This window comes from Rossellomorea aquimaris, from assembly GCF_008180865.1.
GTDB lineage: Bacteria > Bacillota > Bacilli > Bacillales > Bacillaceae_B > Rossellomorea > Rossellomorea yichunensis.
The window spans coordinates 18,314-36,240 of record NZ_VTEX01000010.1 but is presented as its reverse complement, the minus strand read 5'-3'; the positions used below and the strand labels follow the sequence as shown (position 1 = coordinate 36,240).

Genomic DNA, 17,927 nt, shown 5'->3' with positions numbered 1-17,927 from the left:
CTTCGTATATGAAAAATACTTTATTTAAATAAGAGGAGGACTTTATCAATGGCTAAAGATATTAAATTCAGCGAAGAAGCACGCCGTTCCATGCTTCGCGGTGTAGATCAATTAGCAAATGCAGTAAAAGTAACTCTTGGACCAAAAGGACGTAACGTGGTACTTGAGAAAAAATTCGGTTCACCACTTATTACAAATGATGGTGTAACGATTGCGAAAGAAATTGAACTGGAAGATGCATTCGAAAACATGGGTGCAAAACTGGTTGCCGAAGTAGCAAGCAAAACAAATGAAATCGCAGGTGACGGTACAACGACTGCAACGGTCCTTGCTCAAGCGATGATCCGTGAAGGTCTTAAAAACGTAACAGCCGGCGCTAACCCTGTTGGCGTTCGTAAAGGTATCGAAAAAGCGGTTCAAGCGGCTATCGAAGAATTAAAAGTGATTTCTAAGCCTATCGAAGGTAAAGATTCAATCGCTCAGGTTGCGGCAATCTCAGCTGCTGACGAAGAAGTGGGTCAACTGATTGCAGAAGCAATGGAGCGCGTTGGTAACGACGGCGTTATCACAATCGAAGAATCTAAAGGTTTCACTACTGAACTTGATGTAGTAGAAGGAATGCAGTTCGACCGTGGATATGCATCTCCATACATGGTCACTGATTCTGATAAAATGGAAGCTGTTCTTGAAAATCCATACATCTTAATCACTGACAAGAAAATCGGCAACATCCAGGAAGTACTTCCTGTTCTTGAGCAAGTCGTACAACAAGGTAAACCACTATTAATGGTTGCAGAAGATGTTGAAGGTGAAGCTCTTGCAACGCTTGTTGTGAACAAACTTCGCGGTACATTCAACGCTGTTGCTGTTAAAGCTCCTGGCTTCGGTGACCGTCGTAAAGCAATGCTTGAAGACTTAGCGGTACTTACTGGTGGAGAAGTGATCACAGAAGATCTAGGCTTAGACCTTAAATCTGCTAACATCACTCAACTTGGCCGCGCTGCGAAAGTAGTTGTTACGAAAGAAAACACGACTGTCGTAGAAGGCTCTGGAGATCCGGAAAAAATCGCAGCTCGCGTAAACCAAATCCGTGCTCAATTAGAAGAATCCACTTCAGAATTCGACAAGGAAAAATTACAAGAGCGTCTTGCTAAGCTTGCAGGTGGAGTAGCAGTCGTGAAAGTCGGAGCTGCAACAGAAACTGAGCTTAAAGAGCGTAAACTTCGTATCGAAGACGCATTGAACTCTACTCGTGCTGCAGTGGAAGAAGGTATCGTTTCCGGTGGTGGTACTGCCCTTGTGAACGTATACAACAAAGTAGCATCTATCGAAGCGGATGCAGATGTTGCAACTGGTATCAACATCGTGCTGCGTGCGCTTGAAGAGCCAATCCGTCAAATCGCTCACAACGCTGGACTCGAAGGTTCTATCATCGTAGAACGTCTGAAGAAGGAAGAAGTAGGTGTCGGTTTCAACGCAGCTACTGGTGAGTGGGTCAACATGATCGAAAAAGGTATCGTAGATCCAACTAAAGTAACTCGTTCTGCACTTCAAAATGCAGCGTCTGTAGCAGCAATGTTCCTGACTACTGAAGCAGTGGTAGCGGACATTCCTGAAGAAGGCGGCGGCATGCCGGATATGTCCGGTATGGGCGGCATGGGTGGAATGGGCGGCATGATGTAATCCGCCCCCTCAACCCTTGATATATAAGGATTTGTTGGTAAGGTGAGAGTGGTTTGCTAACATTTTGCTAACATTGAGGATATTAACGGAGGCTTCTCATGAGTTCGCTGAACTTTTGGGAAGCTTCTTTTTTCATTTCTTGCGTAACGTGGAGGTACACATTTTTCGTAATTTGATCATCTGTATGACCGAGACGATCCATGATTTGCTCGAGTGAGACACCGGCTTCTGCTAGGAGAGACGTATGTGTATGTCTCAATGAATGTGGGGTTAAGCACGTATTTAATTCGGCAATAGTAAGCAGTCTCCTCATTCTGTTTTGTACTGTCTTTATGACAATGGGATAACCGAACTGTCTTTCCGTTTTTGTAAAGATAAAATCCTTGTCATAGTAATCTTTCCCCAATCGTTTAATTACTTCAAGCTGAACTTCCTGGTGTTTCTTTAAAGCGTAAATTACTTCGTCATCTACAACAATTTTTCGCCGGGACTTTCGGGTTTTTGGTGGAAGTAATTGGTACTCCAAGGTATTATTATTGGGATTGTAATACGTCTTGGTAATACTGATGGTGTTGTTAATGAAGTCTACATCCCTCCACTTAAGAGCAACTAGCTCTCCAACCCGTATTCCTGTATAGGCTAGAACCAAGAATACCAAGTAATCATGTTCAAGCCCGTTAGTATTGGCTGTTTTTAAAAGCAACGCAAGCTCTTCTTTTTCCAGGTACTTTGGAATTTCCTCTTCTTCTAACTGTTCAATCGTTTTCTTATCCTTTTTAACATAAGCAAACTCGGTAGGGTCCTTCTTAATTAGCTCCAGTTCTAGTGCCTTTCGGAAAATCATTCTTCCTGTGCGGTTAATTCCCTCTCTAGTACTATCAGAGTAACCTTGCGTATGCAAATCGTTTAGGGTATCTTGATACATCTTTTTTGTGATGTCTTTTAATTTTAATTGAGCAAAGAAGGTCAATAACTTTCCGATTTCATGGAGGCGCACTCGAATGGTTCCGGGCTTAACATCCTTAGAATCGCTGTAGATGGGAAGCCACTCAATTGCAAATTCGCTGAAGGTTTTATCTGTTTCCTCTAAATATGTGCCTTGTTTCCCTTCATGAATTAGGCTGGCTGCATATTCTTCAGCTTCCTGTTTGGTGTTAAAACCACTTTTGACCTTTTGCTTTCTTTTGCCGGTGATTGGGTTTAGTCCAATATCAAGGGTGAAAGCCCATTTTGAACCACAAGAGCATTTTTTCTTTTTGCACTTGCATCCTCTTCTGTAAAAATGTCCTTTCATATCATTGAATAACCTCTTTTCCATAAAATGATTTTGTTTAAAATATCATTATGCCCATGGAGGAAGAAATAATTCGGGTAATAGAGGAGGTAACTTGACCCACAAACCAACTTGCTTTGTCTTCTTGGCACACAAGTATTGATGTACAAGACAAACAAGGAAATCCACCAGATAACGCGAATATATATCAATATAAAATGCTGGCAAATGTTAAACATCGCTTTATAGAGGTGAAATATGGAACAAAATAAAATAACCGAAGAAAGTATTATGTTTTTTATTGAGATGGTAAAATCATCTTATGGACAACCCAAAGGGTATTATAAATTTATTAAAGATATTGATTCTGATGAATACAAAACGTTCACATTCGCTTATGTTTACTTTAGAAAAAACCTAGCAGAAAGGGAGAAGAAAATCCTAGACCTAATGTACTGCCTGAATACAGAACTCTTAACTTTAAAAGATATTGGAGAGCGTATGGGGATAACAGGTTCCCGTGTTTCTTCAATAAGAAATTTAGCAGAAAGACGATTATCGGTAAGAATGTTAAACTTTTTAAACGGCCATACCCCCAGGAAGAAGTCGCTGTACTCAATTATTCGTGTCCTTCCAGACGAGGAACTAATTAAACTCTTACAAGCGACTCGACCATGGGAGACTGTTATTCAACATTTTGCTGAAGTTGGACAACTAAGTACTGCCAGACGAAAAAGGGTAATTCATTTGGTATATCGTGTGTGGGATTTTGACATGTTAGACCATCGTGAAAAAATAATTAAACTCCTTAAGATTGAGAGGGAACAAATACACTGGAGTTAATAGTAAATATTTAATTTAGGGGTGGTAAATTGTCTTACGAACATGAAAGCTTCAGGAAAGCTGTAGAACAGCTTAAGAAGACTTCCTTGAAAATTTCATATAGGGGGAATTACAATGAGCCATGTTTCTATTAAACAGTATCCTCAACTAGCATTGTTAATATTAAATATATTTAAAAGATCATTTCACCCAAAAACATGGTGGGGTTCTCGTGCAGATAGATTACAAAGTTACTTGTGCTTAATAACTAAACTGAAAAAGCACAGCAGCCTGGTTATTAAGCAATGGGCAACGGAGGAAGAAGAGAAGTTTAAAGAAGTTATTCGTCGTACAAGGGAAAACGAATTGGACATGGAAAGACAAAAAAATGAACGTTTTGAGTAATTAAGGGAAGATTTTATTTTGAGGTCTTTTTAAGACACCTCTTTTATGTTTTCTAGCGAGTACTCTCTAGGTGAGGATGGTATGAAAAACGGAACGGTAACATAATTGTTTTGGTTTGCTAACATTTTGCTAACGCAATCCAGTGAAAAACAGTAAAATCCCATTAAAGATGTTACAGTGAGAATTTCAAAAAACCTTGATTTTAAACACTTTACGCACATTAAGTTAAAGATATTACACACCCTCACCTTAGGGGCGGCATGAAGTGATCATCGCTCCCCCCTTAATATATACGGATTTATGAGTCATCTGCCAACAAAATGCTAACATAATCAAAATTAAAAGAGGCTTCTCATTAGTTGACTAAACTTTTGGGAAGCCTCTTTTTTGTTTCTTTTTCAATGGAAACACGCTTAATGAAATTCGTTCATCAAAAGCACGATGGATGTGGCACGGGCTTCTGTTAAAAGAGATTTTATGGTAAAGGAATGGGTTTTAAGTCTGTATTTAATTTGGTCAGATAGAAATTATTCTTTGTTTTTACAGGTTTCATCATTTTGTTGCTTTAAGGGGTATTGTTTTTCCTTAAGCAGTTCAACTCCTTTGTTAAAACCTATTTATTTGTATGCAAAACTCTAAATTTTTCCCAATACATACCACAATGGGTCTGTGATACCATAAAGATAGAAAGTTTTTACATTTAGAGGTGACTATGGAACTTAATTTAAATTTTACTCAGAAAATATCTAACATAATACCTACATATTGTGTTGGAACAAATGAAGTTAATATAAGTAAATTACTTTATAGATCTTTATACGAAATTGAAAATAATCAATTAAGAAAAGATTTAGTTAAAGAAGATACTCATAATGATGAGTTTACAAATTGGACTATAACTATTTCTGATTTCGAATGGAGCGACGGGAGTAAGGGAAGTGTTGCTGACTTAGTTAGTACGTGGGAATTTATTGTGAAAAATAATTTACATAATGCTTCATACCTATTAAATATTAAAGGGGCAAAAGAGTTTCAAAGAGGAAGTACCTCTGAAATTTCGGGATTAACAATAATAGATGAATTGAAAATTTCTATCAAGCTCAATAACCCTTTACCATATTTGAGGGAAATGCTTGCGAATGTAAATTTTGCACCAATGAAAATATTTAAAAATCAACTGCAGCCCTATAGTTTAGAAGACTATAGGAGTAACAAACAAATAATAACAAACAATTATAAGTTTATTAAAAGTTGGAATGAGAGTGAATTGGTAATAGAAGATAGGAGAAGCTTTAAATCTTATAAACAATATAATTTTACCTTTAGTAATGACTACGCTTTAATCCTGAAAAAATTTAAAGAAAATAAATTGCATATTCATGATGGTGGAATAATAGATGGAGATCCAAACTCTAAAGAATTATCTGATTATCTAGAGTATTATGAATTTTTAAGCACCTATTATTTATTTTTTAATATGTCTAGGGAAACTAAAATCCCTCAAGATTTAAGAAGGAAAATGATGCAAAAGATACATCAAAATGAAAAATTTATTATGGGCATGGATAAAGTTCAGTCAGATAGACTGGTACCAGGTTCAATCAGGAATTGGGAAAAAAAGAAGGTCGGTTCAGAACAAAACATAGGGAATAAAAAATACATTCAATCGGAACCATTAATTTTTATATGTAATGATGAAATGCCATATGTCGATTTATCAATGAGGTTAATAGACTTATGGAAAAAAGAGATTCAAATTGATATTAAGTTAGAAGTATATAGTTGGAATGAATTTATTTCCAAGCTTTCCAGTGGTGATTATGATATTGCTCGGGCAGGCTGGGTAGCAGACTTTCCTCATCCTCATAGCTTCTATGAAGTAATGGTATCAAACAGCTCCTCAAATTTTGCTAAATGGAATAACAAAGAATTCGATGAGTTATTCAGATTGTCTAAACTCACTGATGAGCAAGAAAAAGCAAACGAATATTTCAGTAATATGGATTATTTAATAGATAGAGAAGTTCCAATTATCCCTATTTATGAACATAAGTTAAGGCAATTAATTAGTCCTAACGTTGCTCATTTTGACATTTCTACTACTGGAGTTATTAATTATAGGACAACCAAGTTGAAATTTTGAAGGAGGTGAGAGGAATGAAAAAGATCGTAGTTCGCAAACTTGCAACAGTAAGTGTACCACAACTTCGTCCAGGAACTTAATTTACTAAAAATAAATAGAAAGGGGGTAGAAAACATGAAAAAGATCGTAGTCCGCAAACTTGCAACAGTAAGTGTACCACAACTTCGTCCAGGAACTTAATTTACTCAAAACAAATAGAAAGGGAGGCTAAAAAAATGAAAAAGATTGTTGTTCGCAAACTCGCAACAGTAAGTGTACCACAACTCCGCCCAGGTACTTAATCTTAAATCAAAAAACCAATGTTTTATAAGTAATGTGCCTTTACAAAAAATGGGTACATAAAGCAAAAAAAGAGAGTAGCCGATAGGCTACTCTCTTTACTAAGAAAGGAGTAGAGAGATGGATTATAAAACAAAATATAAGTTGAAAGACACCTATTTTATATCTACTAACGAGAACAGAATTCAATTTGGTGATGAACCAGGATTTAGTTTTGAAATTGAAGATGATACTGGATTTTTCAAAGAATTTATTGAAAAACTTAATGGGGAAAATAGTGTGTTAGATATTAAGGCTCAATTATCATCAAAGTATCCAGAGATAACTGAACAATTCATTGAAGAAGTGATACAGGACTTAGACAAAAATTTCTTAATTACTATAGATCGACCAGAAGAAATGGTTACAGAAGCTAGACATGTTAGTAATCTGAATTTCTTTGAGAATTTTTCCAACATAGAAAGTAATAGTAAAGCCCTGCTAAACAGGATAAGGAATATAAAAGTAGGAATAATTGGATTAGGAGGACTAGGGAGTACCTTGTTAACTCAGTTAGCTGGGATTGGCTGCAGTGATATTTATGTCATTGAACCAGATAGCGTAGAGGAGAAAAATTTAAATAGACAGTTTCTTTATAAAACAAAGGATATCGGAAGATCAAAAGCAACAGTAGCAAAAGAAAATATATATTCACTTAACCCGGATATAAAGGTTAGTACCAAGATTCTAGAGGTTACTTCAACCCAAGATTTAATCAATAATCTTCCGAATGACATTGATTTGCTAATTTGTGCAGCAGATCAGCCGCTATTAAAGATTCAATTATGGTGTAATCAATATTGCTTAATAAAAAACATTCCACTAATAACTGGTGGGTTGGGTTGTACACAAGGCCATTTCCTGACAATAATTCCTGAAGAAACACCATGTTTAGAATGCTTTTATCACAATTTAATTAAGGATAATCATGTAAAAAATACACTTAAACAATTAATGAATTTTAATAATAAAAATGCTGCTTTGGGCAATAGTATAAATTTGATCGCCAGTTCAATTATGACAGAAATTATTAGAATGTTTTCATTGAAACTACCACCCATCTCTCTTGGGAGAAGAGTTTTTATAGATTTTATTAACTTAAGTTATAACTATGAAGATTCCTGGGTTAAAGAAGAAGCTTGTAATTGTAATAAAAAAAATTCACTTCCATTAAAAACAATATTAGAAGAAATGGAAGGTGACTTAATTGAGATTTAATATTAATTTTGATAATAACTACGGATTCAAAAATTTGAATCCCGCTACTTGTCAAGATACATCTACTGCGAATGTATTACACAATATATATAAAGGCTTATTTATTTATAAAGGAAATAATTTAGTAAAAGGAGTTTTGAAAAGTTACTGTTTCGATAACGAGACAAATACATATACTTTTTATTTAGAAGACTGTTTTTGGTCTAATCAAGTACCTATTACCTCACAAGATTTTGTAACATCTTGGATGAGAATAATAAAAGAAAAAACATGTAATACTGAATTCTTCAAAATTATAAAAAATGTAGAAAGTTATTTATCTGGTCGAGTTAATGAGAATGAGATAGGAATTAAGTTAATTGATAACAGAAGTTTTTCTGTTACCTTGGAAAACAGTTGTCCATATTTTTTACATATTACTGCCTCTACTCCATATTTACCAGTTCCTGAGTTTATTAACGAAGCTGAAATTGGTTTTGTAGGTAACGGGAGTTATGTGATTGAACAAAATAATAAGGATAGTCTCTTACTGAAAAGTTTGGAAAACAAAAAAGAAATCAATATAACTTGTGATAGTAATGAAGAATCTATTCATTATAAGTTTGTTAATAAAGAAATTGATATTAGTGATGGAATTCCATTTGATTATATGGATGAATACAAAAGAGAAGATCTTATTAATTATATTCCAGAATTCGGAACTTCGTTTGTTCAATTTAACTGTAGCAGATTAAGCTTGAAGGAAAGAGTAGAAATAGATAGAGCAATTGATAGAAAACAACTTGTTAGTCCTTTTATTCAAAATAAAAGAACTAACAACTTGGTGCCTTGGCATCTATTGAATGTAGATGTTAATCCTACAGTTAGACAAACACTTACAAGTAGTCTAAGTTCAAAAATTAAAACTATTACTCTTTTAGTCAATAATGTGGAATTATATTTGAAAATAGCTCGAGAATTAAAACTACAAATAGAGAATACGTCAATATGTAATGTAGAAGTAGTAGTTGCAGACTGGGAAGAATTCACAAAGAAATTATTTGAAAAGGATTTTGATATGGCATTGAGTGGGTGGATAGGAGATTATTTTGATCCTTATTCTTTGCTTAGTATTTGGTACTCTGATTCCACAAACAATCATTCAGGGTTTTCTAATGAAAAATATGACTCACTATTAACCTCAAGTCAGAATGTTAGGAATACGGCGAAAAGATATAAAGCATTAAGCTTAGCCGAAGAAACCTTATTAAATAAAAGAGTAATTATACCTTTATATCATTATCACTTGCCTTTATTAATTCAAGATGAGTTGAAGAATACTTTAAGCTTTTCACCCCTTGGAATTATTGACTTTAACACAATTGAGTATAGAAGAGAGGCGTTAGCAAATGGAACTAAAGAATAATTCGGTTATACATTTTTTTTCGATATATATTGAGAAATTTAATGGTTTAGAAGAGGAGTATATAGTTGGAAGAAAAGACACTGGAGAGTATATAAATGTTCCATCAGTTGCTGTAGAATCTATTGAACTATTAAAGAGTGGAATGGATATAGAGACTGTTGAGAAAGAACTATCCACAAAATATAACGAAGAAATTGGTGTGTATGAATTTATAAAAACTTGTATCGAAATAGGGTTCATCAAGAAGGTGGATGGGAGAGAAATATTGCATGAGGAACCCAAATCCCCAGTAACTGATCAATTTAGTTTTATTAAACAAAGCTTTGCAAAGATTCTTTTTAACCCTTTTTCCTGGGTAATTTATACAGCGCTCTCTATATATTCGCTCTGTCTTTTTTATGTCAGTCCCAACTCACTGCCGCATATAAGAGATTTTCTCTTCCACGATTCTTTATCAGTGGTAGTTACAGTCGGTTTGTTAAGTATGTGGGGTTTGATCTTTATTCATGAAATGGGACATTTGATTGCAGCACGGGCTCACGGAACAGAAAGTAAAGTGAAATTTGGTAGATCGGGTATGTATCTTGTAATAGAAACCGTAATACCGAACGTATGGTCAGTTTCTAGAAAAGGAAGAAATGAAATCTTTTTAGCAGGTTTGGCATTTAATTCTGTAATGCTGTCGCTTAGTCTTACATTTGTCACTATACATGATTTAGGTATATTAACAATGTCAGAAGAGTTATATAGATTTCTAAGGTTTGTCAACATTATTAACGTTTGGAGCTTTATTACTCAGCCCTTAATTTTCACAAAATCAGATTTGTATTACGTATTAAATAATCAATGGAACTGTACGGACTTACATGGAAATACTGCATTATTTACAAGACAGAAATTTGGATTTCAAATTAGTGATGAAGATAGACAGAAATTGGAGAAGATTTCATCTCATGAAAGAATTGGAATAAATAAGTATGTGCCTATTTACTTTATCGGTTTAATATTTTCAGCATGCGTGGCTGTTGCTTATGTCGGTTTTACTTTTTGGTATTTAAAAGCTTCAATGGATACGTTCACACAATTTGAGTTAACAACTTTGGTTTTTTGGGATCACTTTTTTGGTTTAGGTTATTTAATAACTCCAATAATTTGGTTATTTGTGTATTTAATACAGGACTTCTTTAAAGCTAAGCAGAGAGCATCATTTGTAACCAGGAGTGATCAAGTATGAGGGCTGCCCTAAATAATATTAGATTGCTAAAGCTACAGAAACATTCACTATGGAACAATAAAAATTTTGTTAATTTATGGGTTGGTGGAGCTTTCTCGGTTATTGGTTATAGACTTTATTCACTAATTATTTCTTGGTTTGTTATTGAATTGACTGGCTCAACATCTATATTAGGACTCTTATTTGTTTGCTGGGCAATCCCTAATATGTTTTTTATGATAGCGGGCGGAGCTCTTTCAGATAACTATGACAAAGTGAAGATCATGTGGTTCTCAGATATTGTTCGGGCGAGTGTATTAACAGTGTTACTAGTGTTATACCTTACTGGTTTAACTTTCACACCTCTTCTATTCATTATCTCATTAATATTCGGTATTAGTAATGCCATGTTCACACCAGCAAGAGATGCATTACTTCCGGAAATTATTGAAAAAGCTGATATCCAAAAGGGAAATTCATTTAGAGAAATGATAAACCAGGTAGCGATTGTAATTGGGCCTGTATTAGGTGCTGTAGGTATAGAAATCTTAGGGGTTGGTGAAGCGTTCCTTATACCAATATTCTTTATGTTACTCTCTGCTATTTTTATTAAGAGAATAACATATCGAAAAGTAAAAACTGAGAAAAAAGATAAGAAAAAAATAATTAAAGAAATTAAAGAAGGATTTTTGATTGTAAAAAATAATAAGCCTATAGTCTTCATGTTTATATGTATGGCAATTTTTAATTTAGGTTATTTTGGACCTATGGTAATTGGGTTACCTTACCTTGCAAATGTAGTATTAGATACCGGAATAATAGGGTTTACACTGCTGGAGGTCGCTATTGCAATAGGTATGATAACTGGTTCAATTATTTGCTCTAGGGTGAATGTTATTAAAACCGGATTAGTTGTATTTAGCTGCACTTTAATTTCTGGAGTACTCTTTTCAATTGTAGGTTTTGCTAATGACATATATATAATTGGCTTTATTATGTTGATTATTGGATGTTTAGTCACAATTATTAACATCCTCATGTATTCAACTGTTCAAAAAGAATTTGATATAAGAGTATTAGGAGTAGTATTAGGCTTTTTGAATTTTATGGTAGTTGGCATGGATCCAATATCATTTTTTATCTCAGGAATAGCCTTTGATATGTTAGAAGTTGAATTTGTTTTCTTAACAGGTGGTTTATTAGTTGCCATTGCAGGTTTGATAGGGGTTTGCCTTAAAAGCACAAGAAGTCTAAAGACTACATAATGGAGGAGTCTCAATATGATTTATGCAATAAAAACCTTGAATGAAGAACAGTGGAAAAGGTCATGGGAATTTATTCAAAATAAGAGTATTAGTAGTTTTTATCCATATATAGATCCGAGCGGTTATTATACCAAGATATTAAATAAATGGGCTAAAGTTACTGTAATTAGCTATGATGATTTCTTTAATGGTACAGAATCGCTAATTTCTAATAAAGAAATTGCTGTGACAGAAGAGATAGTTCAAAGGGATAAAAAAATCGAAAATGAACTACTAATCTTAAACGAAGACTACTTCAGCAATTATAGCAGCATTGTCTCTTCCGTATATGAGATTTTCACTACTCACCGCTTTAATAATTTAAATGAGTTAAAGAAGTACCTGGCACTAAAAAGGGAAGATGAGAGTACAAGTACTATACTAGCCTCATATCAAGGGATACAAAACTTGGACTTTTTCGATGATAGGAATCTCTTATTAAATAATAGTGGGGTAATCACTGCGAATAATGTAGAAGAACTATCATGGATTATACTAAAAGGGATATTAAGCTCTTTAGATATCAGTGACAATGAACTAGTTGAAAAAGAAAATCATGTGATTTTACCTTCGTCTAAAAAGCAATTTAAAACCCCTTCGGAAAATACAATTGTCTATAACAATGAATCAACAATGTTAGACTCCTTTAATGAGTTAATCAATAAAAGTCGGATTAATTCTTTCTATATTTCTACCCACGGCTCCGAAGATTGTATTTTACTTACTGATAGTATAGTTTGTGGTCAGTCAAAAAGGCACAGAGGAATCGGTATGGATTGTAAGATAAATGAAAAATGTCCAATACATAAAAAAGGCATTTTAGCTGCAGATATTCCAGCCGATTTTGTAATTAATAGTACTTGTTTTGGCTATAGACCTTTCAATACTATACTTCCTACAGCTGTAACATTAAGTAATGCATTTTTAGATAACTTCGCCAGCGTATATATTAGTTCAGTCGGAATAAAACATGGTCCCGATGCTGAAATATGTTTACTACATAACCTATTGCTAAGTGGTTACTCTGCAGGAAATGCAGTAAAAATTCTTAATAATTGGCTATATCAGAATAATATAGACTTTCCTTGTTATTTAGTGATTGGAAACCCTAATCAAAGATATAAAGGAATAACCCTAGAAAAAAGGGAAGAATCCTATATTCTAGAAGAGGAAGCAGGGGGATCATTCAGGATAACTATTAACGATATTAAAGGTAGATCTTTCGTAAAAATTAGAATAGAAGATTCTCTTAAAGACCATTCGCTTATTGAAAATACTTCTAAGTTAAACTTTTACTACTCTATCGTAACAGAAAATGGTAATCGTTATCTTTATTTGTATTCTTGGCAAAACTTCAATAGAGAACGTCTAGAAGTGATACTACATTCAAACCTCCCTCAAAAAGACTTTGATGATTATCATTTAAGTGAAATAGAAAAACAAATTGTTGGTAATAAGTTTGAGAATGAAACTTTGGAATTAACCAATATGATTACCGAAAGTTCAAGTTTAATAAAAAGTATAAGCTATGATCCAAATTCTTATTACAAGCTAAGAAAGCATTACAAGAAACTTTCTGAAAAATATTGGGAATTAAATCAAAATATTATAGATAAGCTTATGAATAAAGCTTCAAGTGCCTATAGTATTTTTCTTCCTGAAATGTATATTCAACAAGTCCAAATGCTAAATGATTCGGCCGTTGAAAAAAGGTGTTTTATATGTAGTAATAAAGCTAAGGACTATACTTTTAAGAATCCAGCTACTAATGAAGAAAGGTTTTTAACCTATTGTCCTAAATGCGGGTGTATTTCTGATATGGCGCAAAGAAATAAATTAAAATTAGAAATTATAGGGGAGTCAAATATACCAAATAGTGGTGTTTTTACACAAAAGCTGATGATTAAAAATACTTCTAATAAAGACTTGAAAGGTTATGCATTCTTGACCCACCTGGGGCTGGAAGAGTGGTCCAGAGTAAATAAGAGTAGGATTGAATTTGATTTGGAACCCGGAGGTATTCTCGAGAAGGAATTAGAGTTTGAAATAATGAAAGAAATACAGCCGAGTATTTATTATTTTAAGTCTATGGCGATTATTGACAGTGAGTTATATTACTCAAATAAACCTTTATTTTTCTATAAAACTTTTAATCTTTAAAATAACACTTGTTAAATCAATGAAAAATTGTAACAATATTCCTGGGTATATATTATTAAAATTTAATGAAAGGAATTTAATTTTGAGAATTGGAGACGTAATAAAGTATCAACGAGTTGAAAAGCACTTTACCCAGGAGGAATTGTGTAAAGATATTTGTTCAGTATCCTACTTAAGTAAAATTGAGAATGGCGCGACAATACCTAGTGATGAAATAATAAAATTGCTATTTAAAAAGCTGGGTATTGAGAGCTTTCAAGAACAAGATGAAAGCGTGGACAAGAGTAGTAGACTTCTAATATTGAATTTTTATCGGGATTTGATAGAAAAGAAGAAGAATGTAGAAGAACAGAGTGCTATTTGGGAGATGGAAGAGTCCTCCATAATATCAAAAAATAAAATTCTAAACGAAGTAGTGCTTGCTAGGTATTTTCTCTTTAAGAAGATGTTACATAAAGCTGAGCGCATCATTTCAAAGCTAGAAGGAATAATTGAGAATTATTTACCGCAAGAGAATTTTATTTTTTATAAAGATAGAGGAATTTTAAAATACTTCTATGGAGATTATAAAGGTGCCTTAAATGATTTTCGATTTTGTTTATCTCTTGTTTCTAATTCCAAATTTTTTGATTGGGATTTAGCAGACCTTTATTTTCAACTCTCACTAACCAATGGAAAACTTCAAAAAGTTCAGAGTAGTATAGAGTTTGCCCAAAAAGCTTTGCTTTACTATGACCAAGACTATAATTACCTACGGTCTGCAGACTGTCAAATGATATTGGGGATCTCATATCAAAGATTAGAGGACTATGAAGGCGCAATTAAATCATATAACTTAGCTTTAAAAATAGGTGAAACTTTTAATGATATTAATTTAATGAGTGCTATCAATCATAACCTTGGATACTTAAATAGTCTTAATAATAACTATTTACTTGCAATAGGTTACTTTGAAAAGAGTTTGGAATTACGCGTCCAGAAAATGGATGAGGGTAATATCAATTTAAAGAAAATTCTCAATACAATACATTCTATAATTCAACTTAACTATAAAAAAGAAAATATAATTGAAGTCCAAAAGTACCTACAGTTGGGTAATAGTTATATTTCTCAATTTAAAGACTTAATTAACTATGAGTATAAGCTTCATTTTAGTACCTATGAAAAGTTAATTGGAGATCAAAGTGATTGTATTGAATATATTGAGAACTGTGTGATGCCCTATTTTATTGAAAAAGGTAACAGTCGTTATGTATATAAATATTCTAAAATGGCTGCCAAAATTCTTGAATCGAAAAGAAAATATAAAAAAAGTGTTTATTTTTACAAATTAGCAAGTAAAACAGCTGAGTCCTTAATACCAAAAACATTTATTGAGTAGGAGAGCGTTAATATGAAAAATTTCGTTAAGCTTTTAATAGGAACACTGGTAATATTATTTATTTTGAAAATGAGCATTCCTTTTACAACGGTTTCAGAAGAAGAATTTCCTGATCCAACTATTATCAAGGTTTTAAGCTAGCAAAAGTATGGCTTATTAGATTAAACATTCCTCTTCTAATTAGTGAAATATAAACTGGAGGTAGGTCTAGTGCAATTGAGAGAAGAAATACTGAGACTAATCCCTCGGAATGTAAAGCTGAGTTTTTTATTTTATGATACTGGATCTAAACAAAAAGTGTCCATTAATGAGGATGAGATGTTACCTTTGGCAAGTATCACAAAACTTATTACTGCTGCTTTTGTACTGCAGAAACACACACGCTATAACCAGGAGGATATCTTCAGCTGTATTAGTAAGCATTCAAATGAAGCATACTCCAACTTACTATCTGAAATTACAACGTCTGAAATAAATTCTATGCTTAGTTCATTAAACATCGATATAAGAATTACTAAAGATAATAGAGATAGAGAAAAGAATATTGGTTCTGCTAAAGGAATTTATGACTTTCTTTCAAATATTTTGAGTAGTAAAGATTTAAGTACTGAAAAAAAGCAACTAATTTTACATTCTCTAAACAACCAATCTGATTTGGATGGCTTTAGGTTATTTGAAAGTGGTAACTGGGCACATATGACTGGTGGCATGAATGGAGTTTGTAATGATGTTGGTATTCTTGAATTACAGAATAATAGAATTTTTGTGATTGGTTTAATTAAAACAGATGACTTATCAATAGAATGGGAACATTTAGAGAATTTACTACAAAAGGTGGGTAAACTAATAACAAAAGAGTATCTTAATTAAACACTAACTATTTTCTATTTTAAATTTTTTTATTTGTTTTATCTAAGTGTATTTTTAATTTCAAATGGCTTAACAATAAATATTAATCATTCAAATCTGTTAGGAACTAATACAAAAGGAATATAAAATTTTAAAGCTGCTCTAGAGGTTCTATCGGATGAGAAGAAGCTTAGGAGAGAATAAAATGTTACTAAAATATTTTTTTGATGAAAAGCTAGCACATGCCTCTTACTTAATCGGCTGCCAACAAACAGGTGAGGCTGCTATCATAGATCCAATGAGGGATATTGAACCTTATATTAATTTCTGCAAACGAGAAGGACTCAAAATTGTTGGAGCAATGGAGACTCATATCCATGCAGACTTCGTGTCAGGATCAAGAGAACTATCTAATCGCCTTAAGTCAAAGATTTTTATTTCTGACGAAGGCGATGAAAATTGGAAATATCAAAACCTTTATTCCTTAGATTTCAAACTTTTAAAAGATGGAGATTCTTTTAGCATTGGCAACCTAATAATTGATGTGATGCATACACCTGGACATACGCCAGAAAGTATTTCTTTTTTACTAACAGATAAAGGTGTGAATGATGGAATACCTATAGGGGTTTTTACTGGTGACTTTGTTTTTGTTGGCGACATAGGTAGGCCCGACTTAATAGAGAAGATTGCTGGTGGTACAGGGACCTCTGAGTTAGCAGCAAAACAAATGTTTGATTCCATAAAAAGGTTTAAGAAATTACCAGATTTTTTACAAGTGTGGCCTGCTCATGGCTCTGGAAGTGCTTGTGGGAGAGCACCGGGAGCATTACCTTCATCAACTGTGGGTTATGAAAAGCGTTTTAATTGGGCTATGCAAATAGAAGATGAACAACAATTTATTACTGCATTGTTAGAAGGTCAGCCTGAAGTACCTTTTTACTTTAAAAAAATGAAGTCATTAAATAAAATTGGACCAACCTTAGTTAAGGATCTCCCAGAGTTAAAAAGTATCACTTCAAATTTTGAATTAGAACAGTTAATAAAAAGTAATGCTCAAATTATTGATACCAGAGACACGGTGGCTTTTTCAGAAGGACACATTAAAGGAACTATTAATATACCATTTAATAAATCGTTTCCAAACTGGGTTGGGTGGTTGATTGACTACAGTAGGCCTGTCTATGTGCTTTTAGAAGAGGAAGATTTAGGTGATGTTTTGATAGCACTGCGTTCCGTGGGTATTGACAATGTAATAGGCTACGGATACGTTAATACTCTTGTTAAAAAAACATCTAACCTTGAAACATACAAAAATATTACCCCCTTGGAAATAGAAAAGATGATATTAAATAACGAAGTTTACATATTGGATGTAAGAAGTTTATCGGAATGGGCTGCTGGCCATATAGGTGGGGCACAACATATAATGTTAGGAGTTCTACCTAAAAGGTTAGAAGAAATTAGAACAGATAAGCCTATTTTAGTCCAGTGTGCATCTGGAATTCGTTCAGCGATAGGAGCGAGCATACTGCAAGCAAATGGTATAAAAAATGTTATTAATTTACTGGGTGGGTTCTCAAGGTGGAAAAAGGAAACAAATAAACTGGTTAACTCACGTTAGTATGAAACAAATCGGGTACACTCAAAATTCTTGATAGTTTTTTGGGGGGAATTAGGTGGGTCTGTGCACAAATTTGCACAGACATTTAGCGGATATAGATGATGCTCCAGAAGAATTAGAAAGTTTGCT

At 33.4% G+C, this 17,927-nt stretch carries 14 protein-coding genes; 13 read left to right on the top strand and 1 reads right to left on the bottom strand.

What is annotated here, in order from left to right; translation table 11 throughout:
- Nucleotides 1-48: 48 nt before the first annotated feature.
- Nucleotides 49-1,683 carry a chaperonin GroEL gene (gene groL / locus FZC88_RS23460; protein ID WP_034766062.1) on the top strand — a complete coding sequence of 545 codons (1,635 nt, stop codon included), beginning with the start codon at nucleotides 49-51 and terminating at the stop codon, nucleotides 1,681-1,683.
- A gap of 82 nt (nucleotides 1,684-1,765) precedes the next feature.
- Here groL and FZC88_RS23455 read toward each other — a convergent pair whose 3' ends face one another.
- Nucleotides 1,766-2,977, bottom strand: a complete 1,212-nt coding sequence (locus FZC88_RS23455; RefSeq protein WP_148996620.1) for a site-specific integrase — start codon at nucleotides 2,975-2,977, stop codon at nucleotides 1,766-1,768.
- 237 nt (nucleotides 2,978-3,214) lie between these two features.
- On the opposite strand from FZC88_RS23455, the gene FZC88_RS23450 reads away from it, so the two are divergent.
- From FZC88_RS23450 to FZC88_RS23400, 12 genes are all read left to right on the top strand, one after another.
- Nucleotides 3,215-3,799: a sigma factor-like helix-turn-helix DNA-binding protein gene (locus FZC88_RS23450; protein WP_148996619.1), complete on the top strand. Its 585-nt coding sequence runs from the start codon at nucleotides 3,215-3,217 to the stop codon at nucleotides 3,797-3,799.
- A gap of 114 nt (nucleotides 3,800-3,913) precedes the next feature.
- Nucleotides 3,914-4,183 carry a hypothetical protein gene (locus tag FZC88_RS23445; RefSeq protein WP_148996618.1) on the top strand — a complete coding sequence of 90 codons (270 nt, stop codon included), beginning with the start codon at nucleotides 3,914-3,916 and terminating at the stop codon, nucleotides 4,181-4,183.
- A 712-nt stretch (nucleotides 4,184-4,895) separates the two neighbouring features.
- Nucleotides 4,896-6,326 carry a peptide ABC transporter substrate-binding protein gene (locus tag FZC88_RS23440; protein WP_148996617.1) on the top strand — a complete coding sequence of 477 codons (1,431 nt, stop codon included), beginning with the start codon at nucleotides 4,896-4,898 and terminating at the stop codon, nucleotides 6,324-6,326.
- Nucleotides 6,327-6,725: 399 nt separating this feature from the next.
- Nucleotides 6,726-7,862 carry a ThiF family adenylyltransferase gene (locus tag FZC88_RS23435; RefSeq protein WP_148996616.1) on the top strand — a complete coding sequence of 379 codons (1,137 nt, stop codon included), beginning with the start codon at nucleotides 6,726-6,728 and terminating at the stop codon, nucleotides 7,860-7,862.
- Nucleotides 7,852-9,267 (top strand): peptide ABC transporter substrate-binding protein, encoded by a 1,416-nt coding sequence (locus FZC88_RS23430; protein ID WP_148996615.1) that lies wholly within the window; start codon nucleotides 7,852-7,854, stop codon nucleotides 9,265-9,267. Before FZC88_RS23435 ends, FZC88_RS23430 begins: the two co-directional genes overlap by 11 nt.
- Nucleotides 9,251-10,501, top strand: a complete 1,251-nt coding sequence (locus FZC88_RS23425) for a zinc metalloprotease (protein WP_148996614.1) — start codon at nucleotides 9,251-9,253, stop codon at nucleotides 10,499-10,501. Before FZC88_RS23430 ends, FZC88_RS23425 begins: the two co-directional genes overlap by 17 nt.
- Nucleotides 10,498-11,745, top strand: a complete 1,248-nt coding sequence (locus FZC88_RS23420) for an MFS transporter (RefSeq protein WP_148996613.1) — start codon at nucleotides 10,498-10,500, stop codon at nucleotides 11,743-11,745. Before FZC88_RS23425 ends, FZC88_RS23420 begins: the two co-directional genes overlap by 4 nt.
- Before the next feature lie 15 nt (nucleotides 11,746-11,760).
- Nucleotides 11,761-13,944 carry a hypothetical protein gene (locus tag FZC88_RS23415; protein ID WP_148996612.1) on the top strand — a complete coding sequence of 728 codons (2,184 nt, stop codon included), beginning with the start codon at nucleotides 11,761-11,763 and terminating at the stop codon, nucleotides 13,942-13,944.
- Between the two features lie 82 nt (nucleotides 13,945-14,026).
- Nucleotides 14,027-15,325: a helix-turn-helix domain-containing protein gene (locus tag FZC88_RS23410; protein WP_187443741.1), complete on the top strand. Its 1,299-nt coding sequence runs from the start codon at nucleotides 14,027-14,029 to the stop codon at nucleotides 15,323-15,325.
- 12 nt (nucleotides 15,326-15,337) lie between these two features.
- Nucleotides 15,338-15,466, top strand: a complete 129-nt coding sequence (locus FZC88_RS24635; protein ID WP_262372026.1) for a hypothetical protein — start codon at nucleotides 15,338-15,340, stop codon at nucleotides 15,464-15,466.
- Nucleotides 15,467-15,535: 69 nt separating this feature from the next.
- On the top strand, nucleotides 15,536-16,195 hold the full coding sequence (locus FZC88_RS23405) for a serine hydrolase (protein WP_148996610.1): 660 nt from the start codon (nucleotides 15,536-15,538) through the stop codon (nucleotides 16,193-16,195).
- 184 nt (nucleotides 16,196-16,379) lie between these two features.
- A complete protein-coding gene (locus FZC88_RS23400) occupies nucleotides 16,380-17,798 on the top strand; it encodes an MBL fold metallo-hydrolase (RefSeq protein WP_148996609.1) in 1,419 nt (472 codons plus the stop codon).
- Nucleotides 17,799-17,927: the final 129 nt, after the last annotated feature.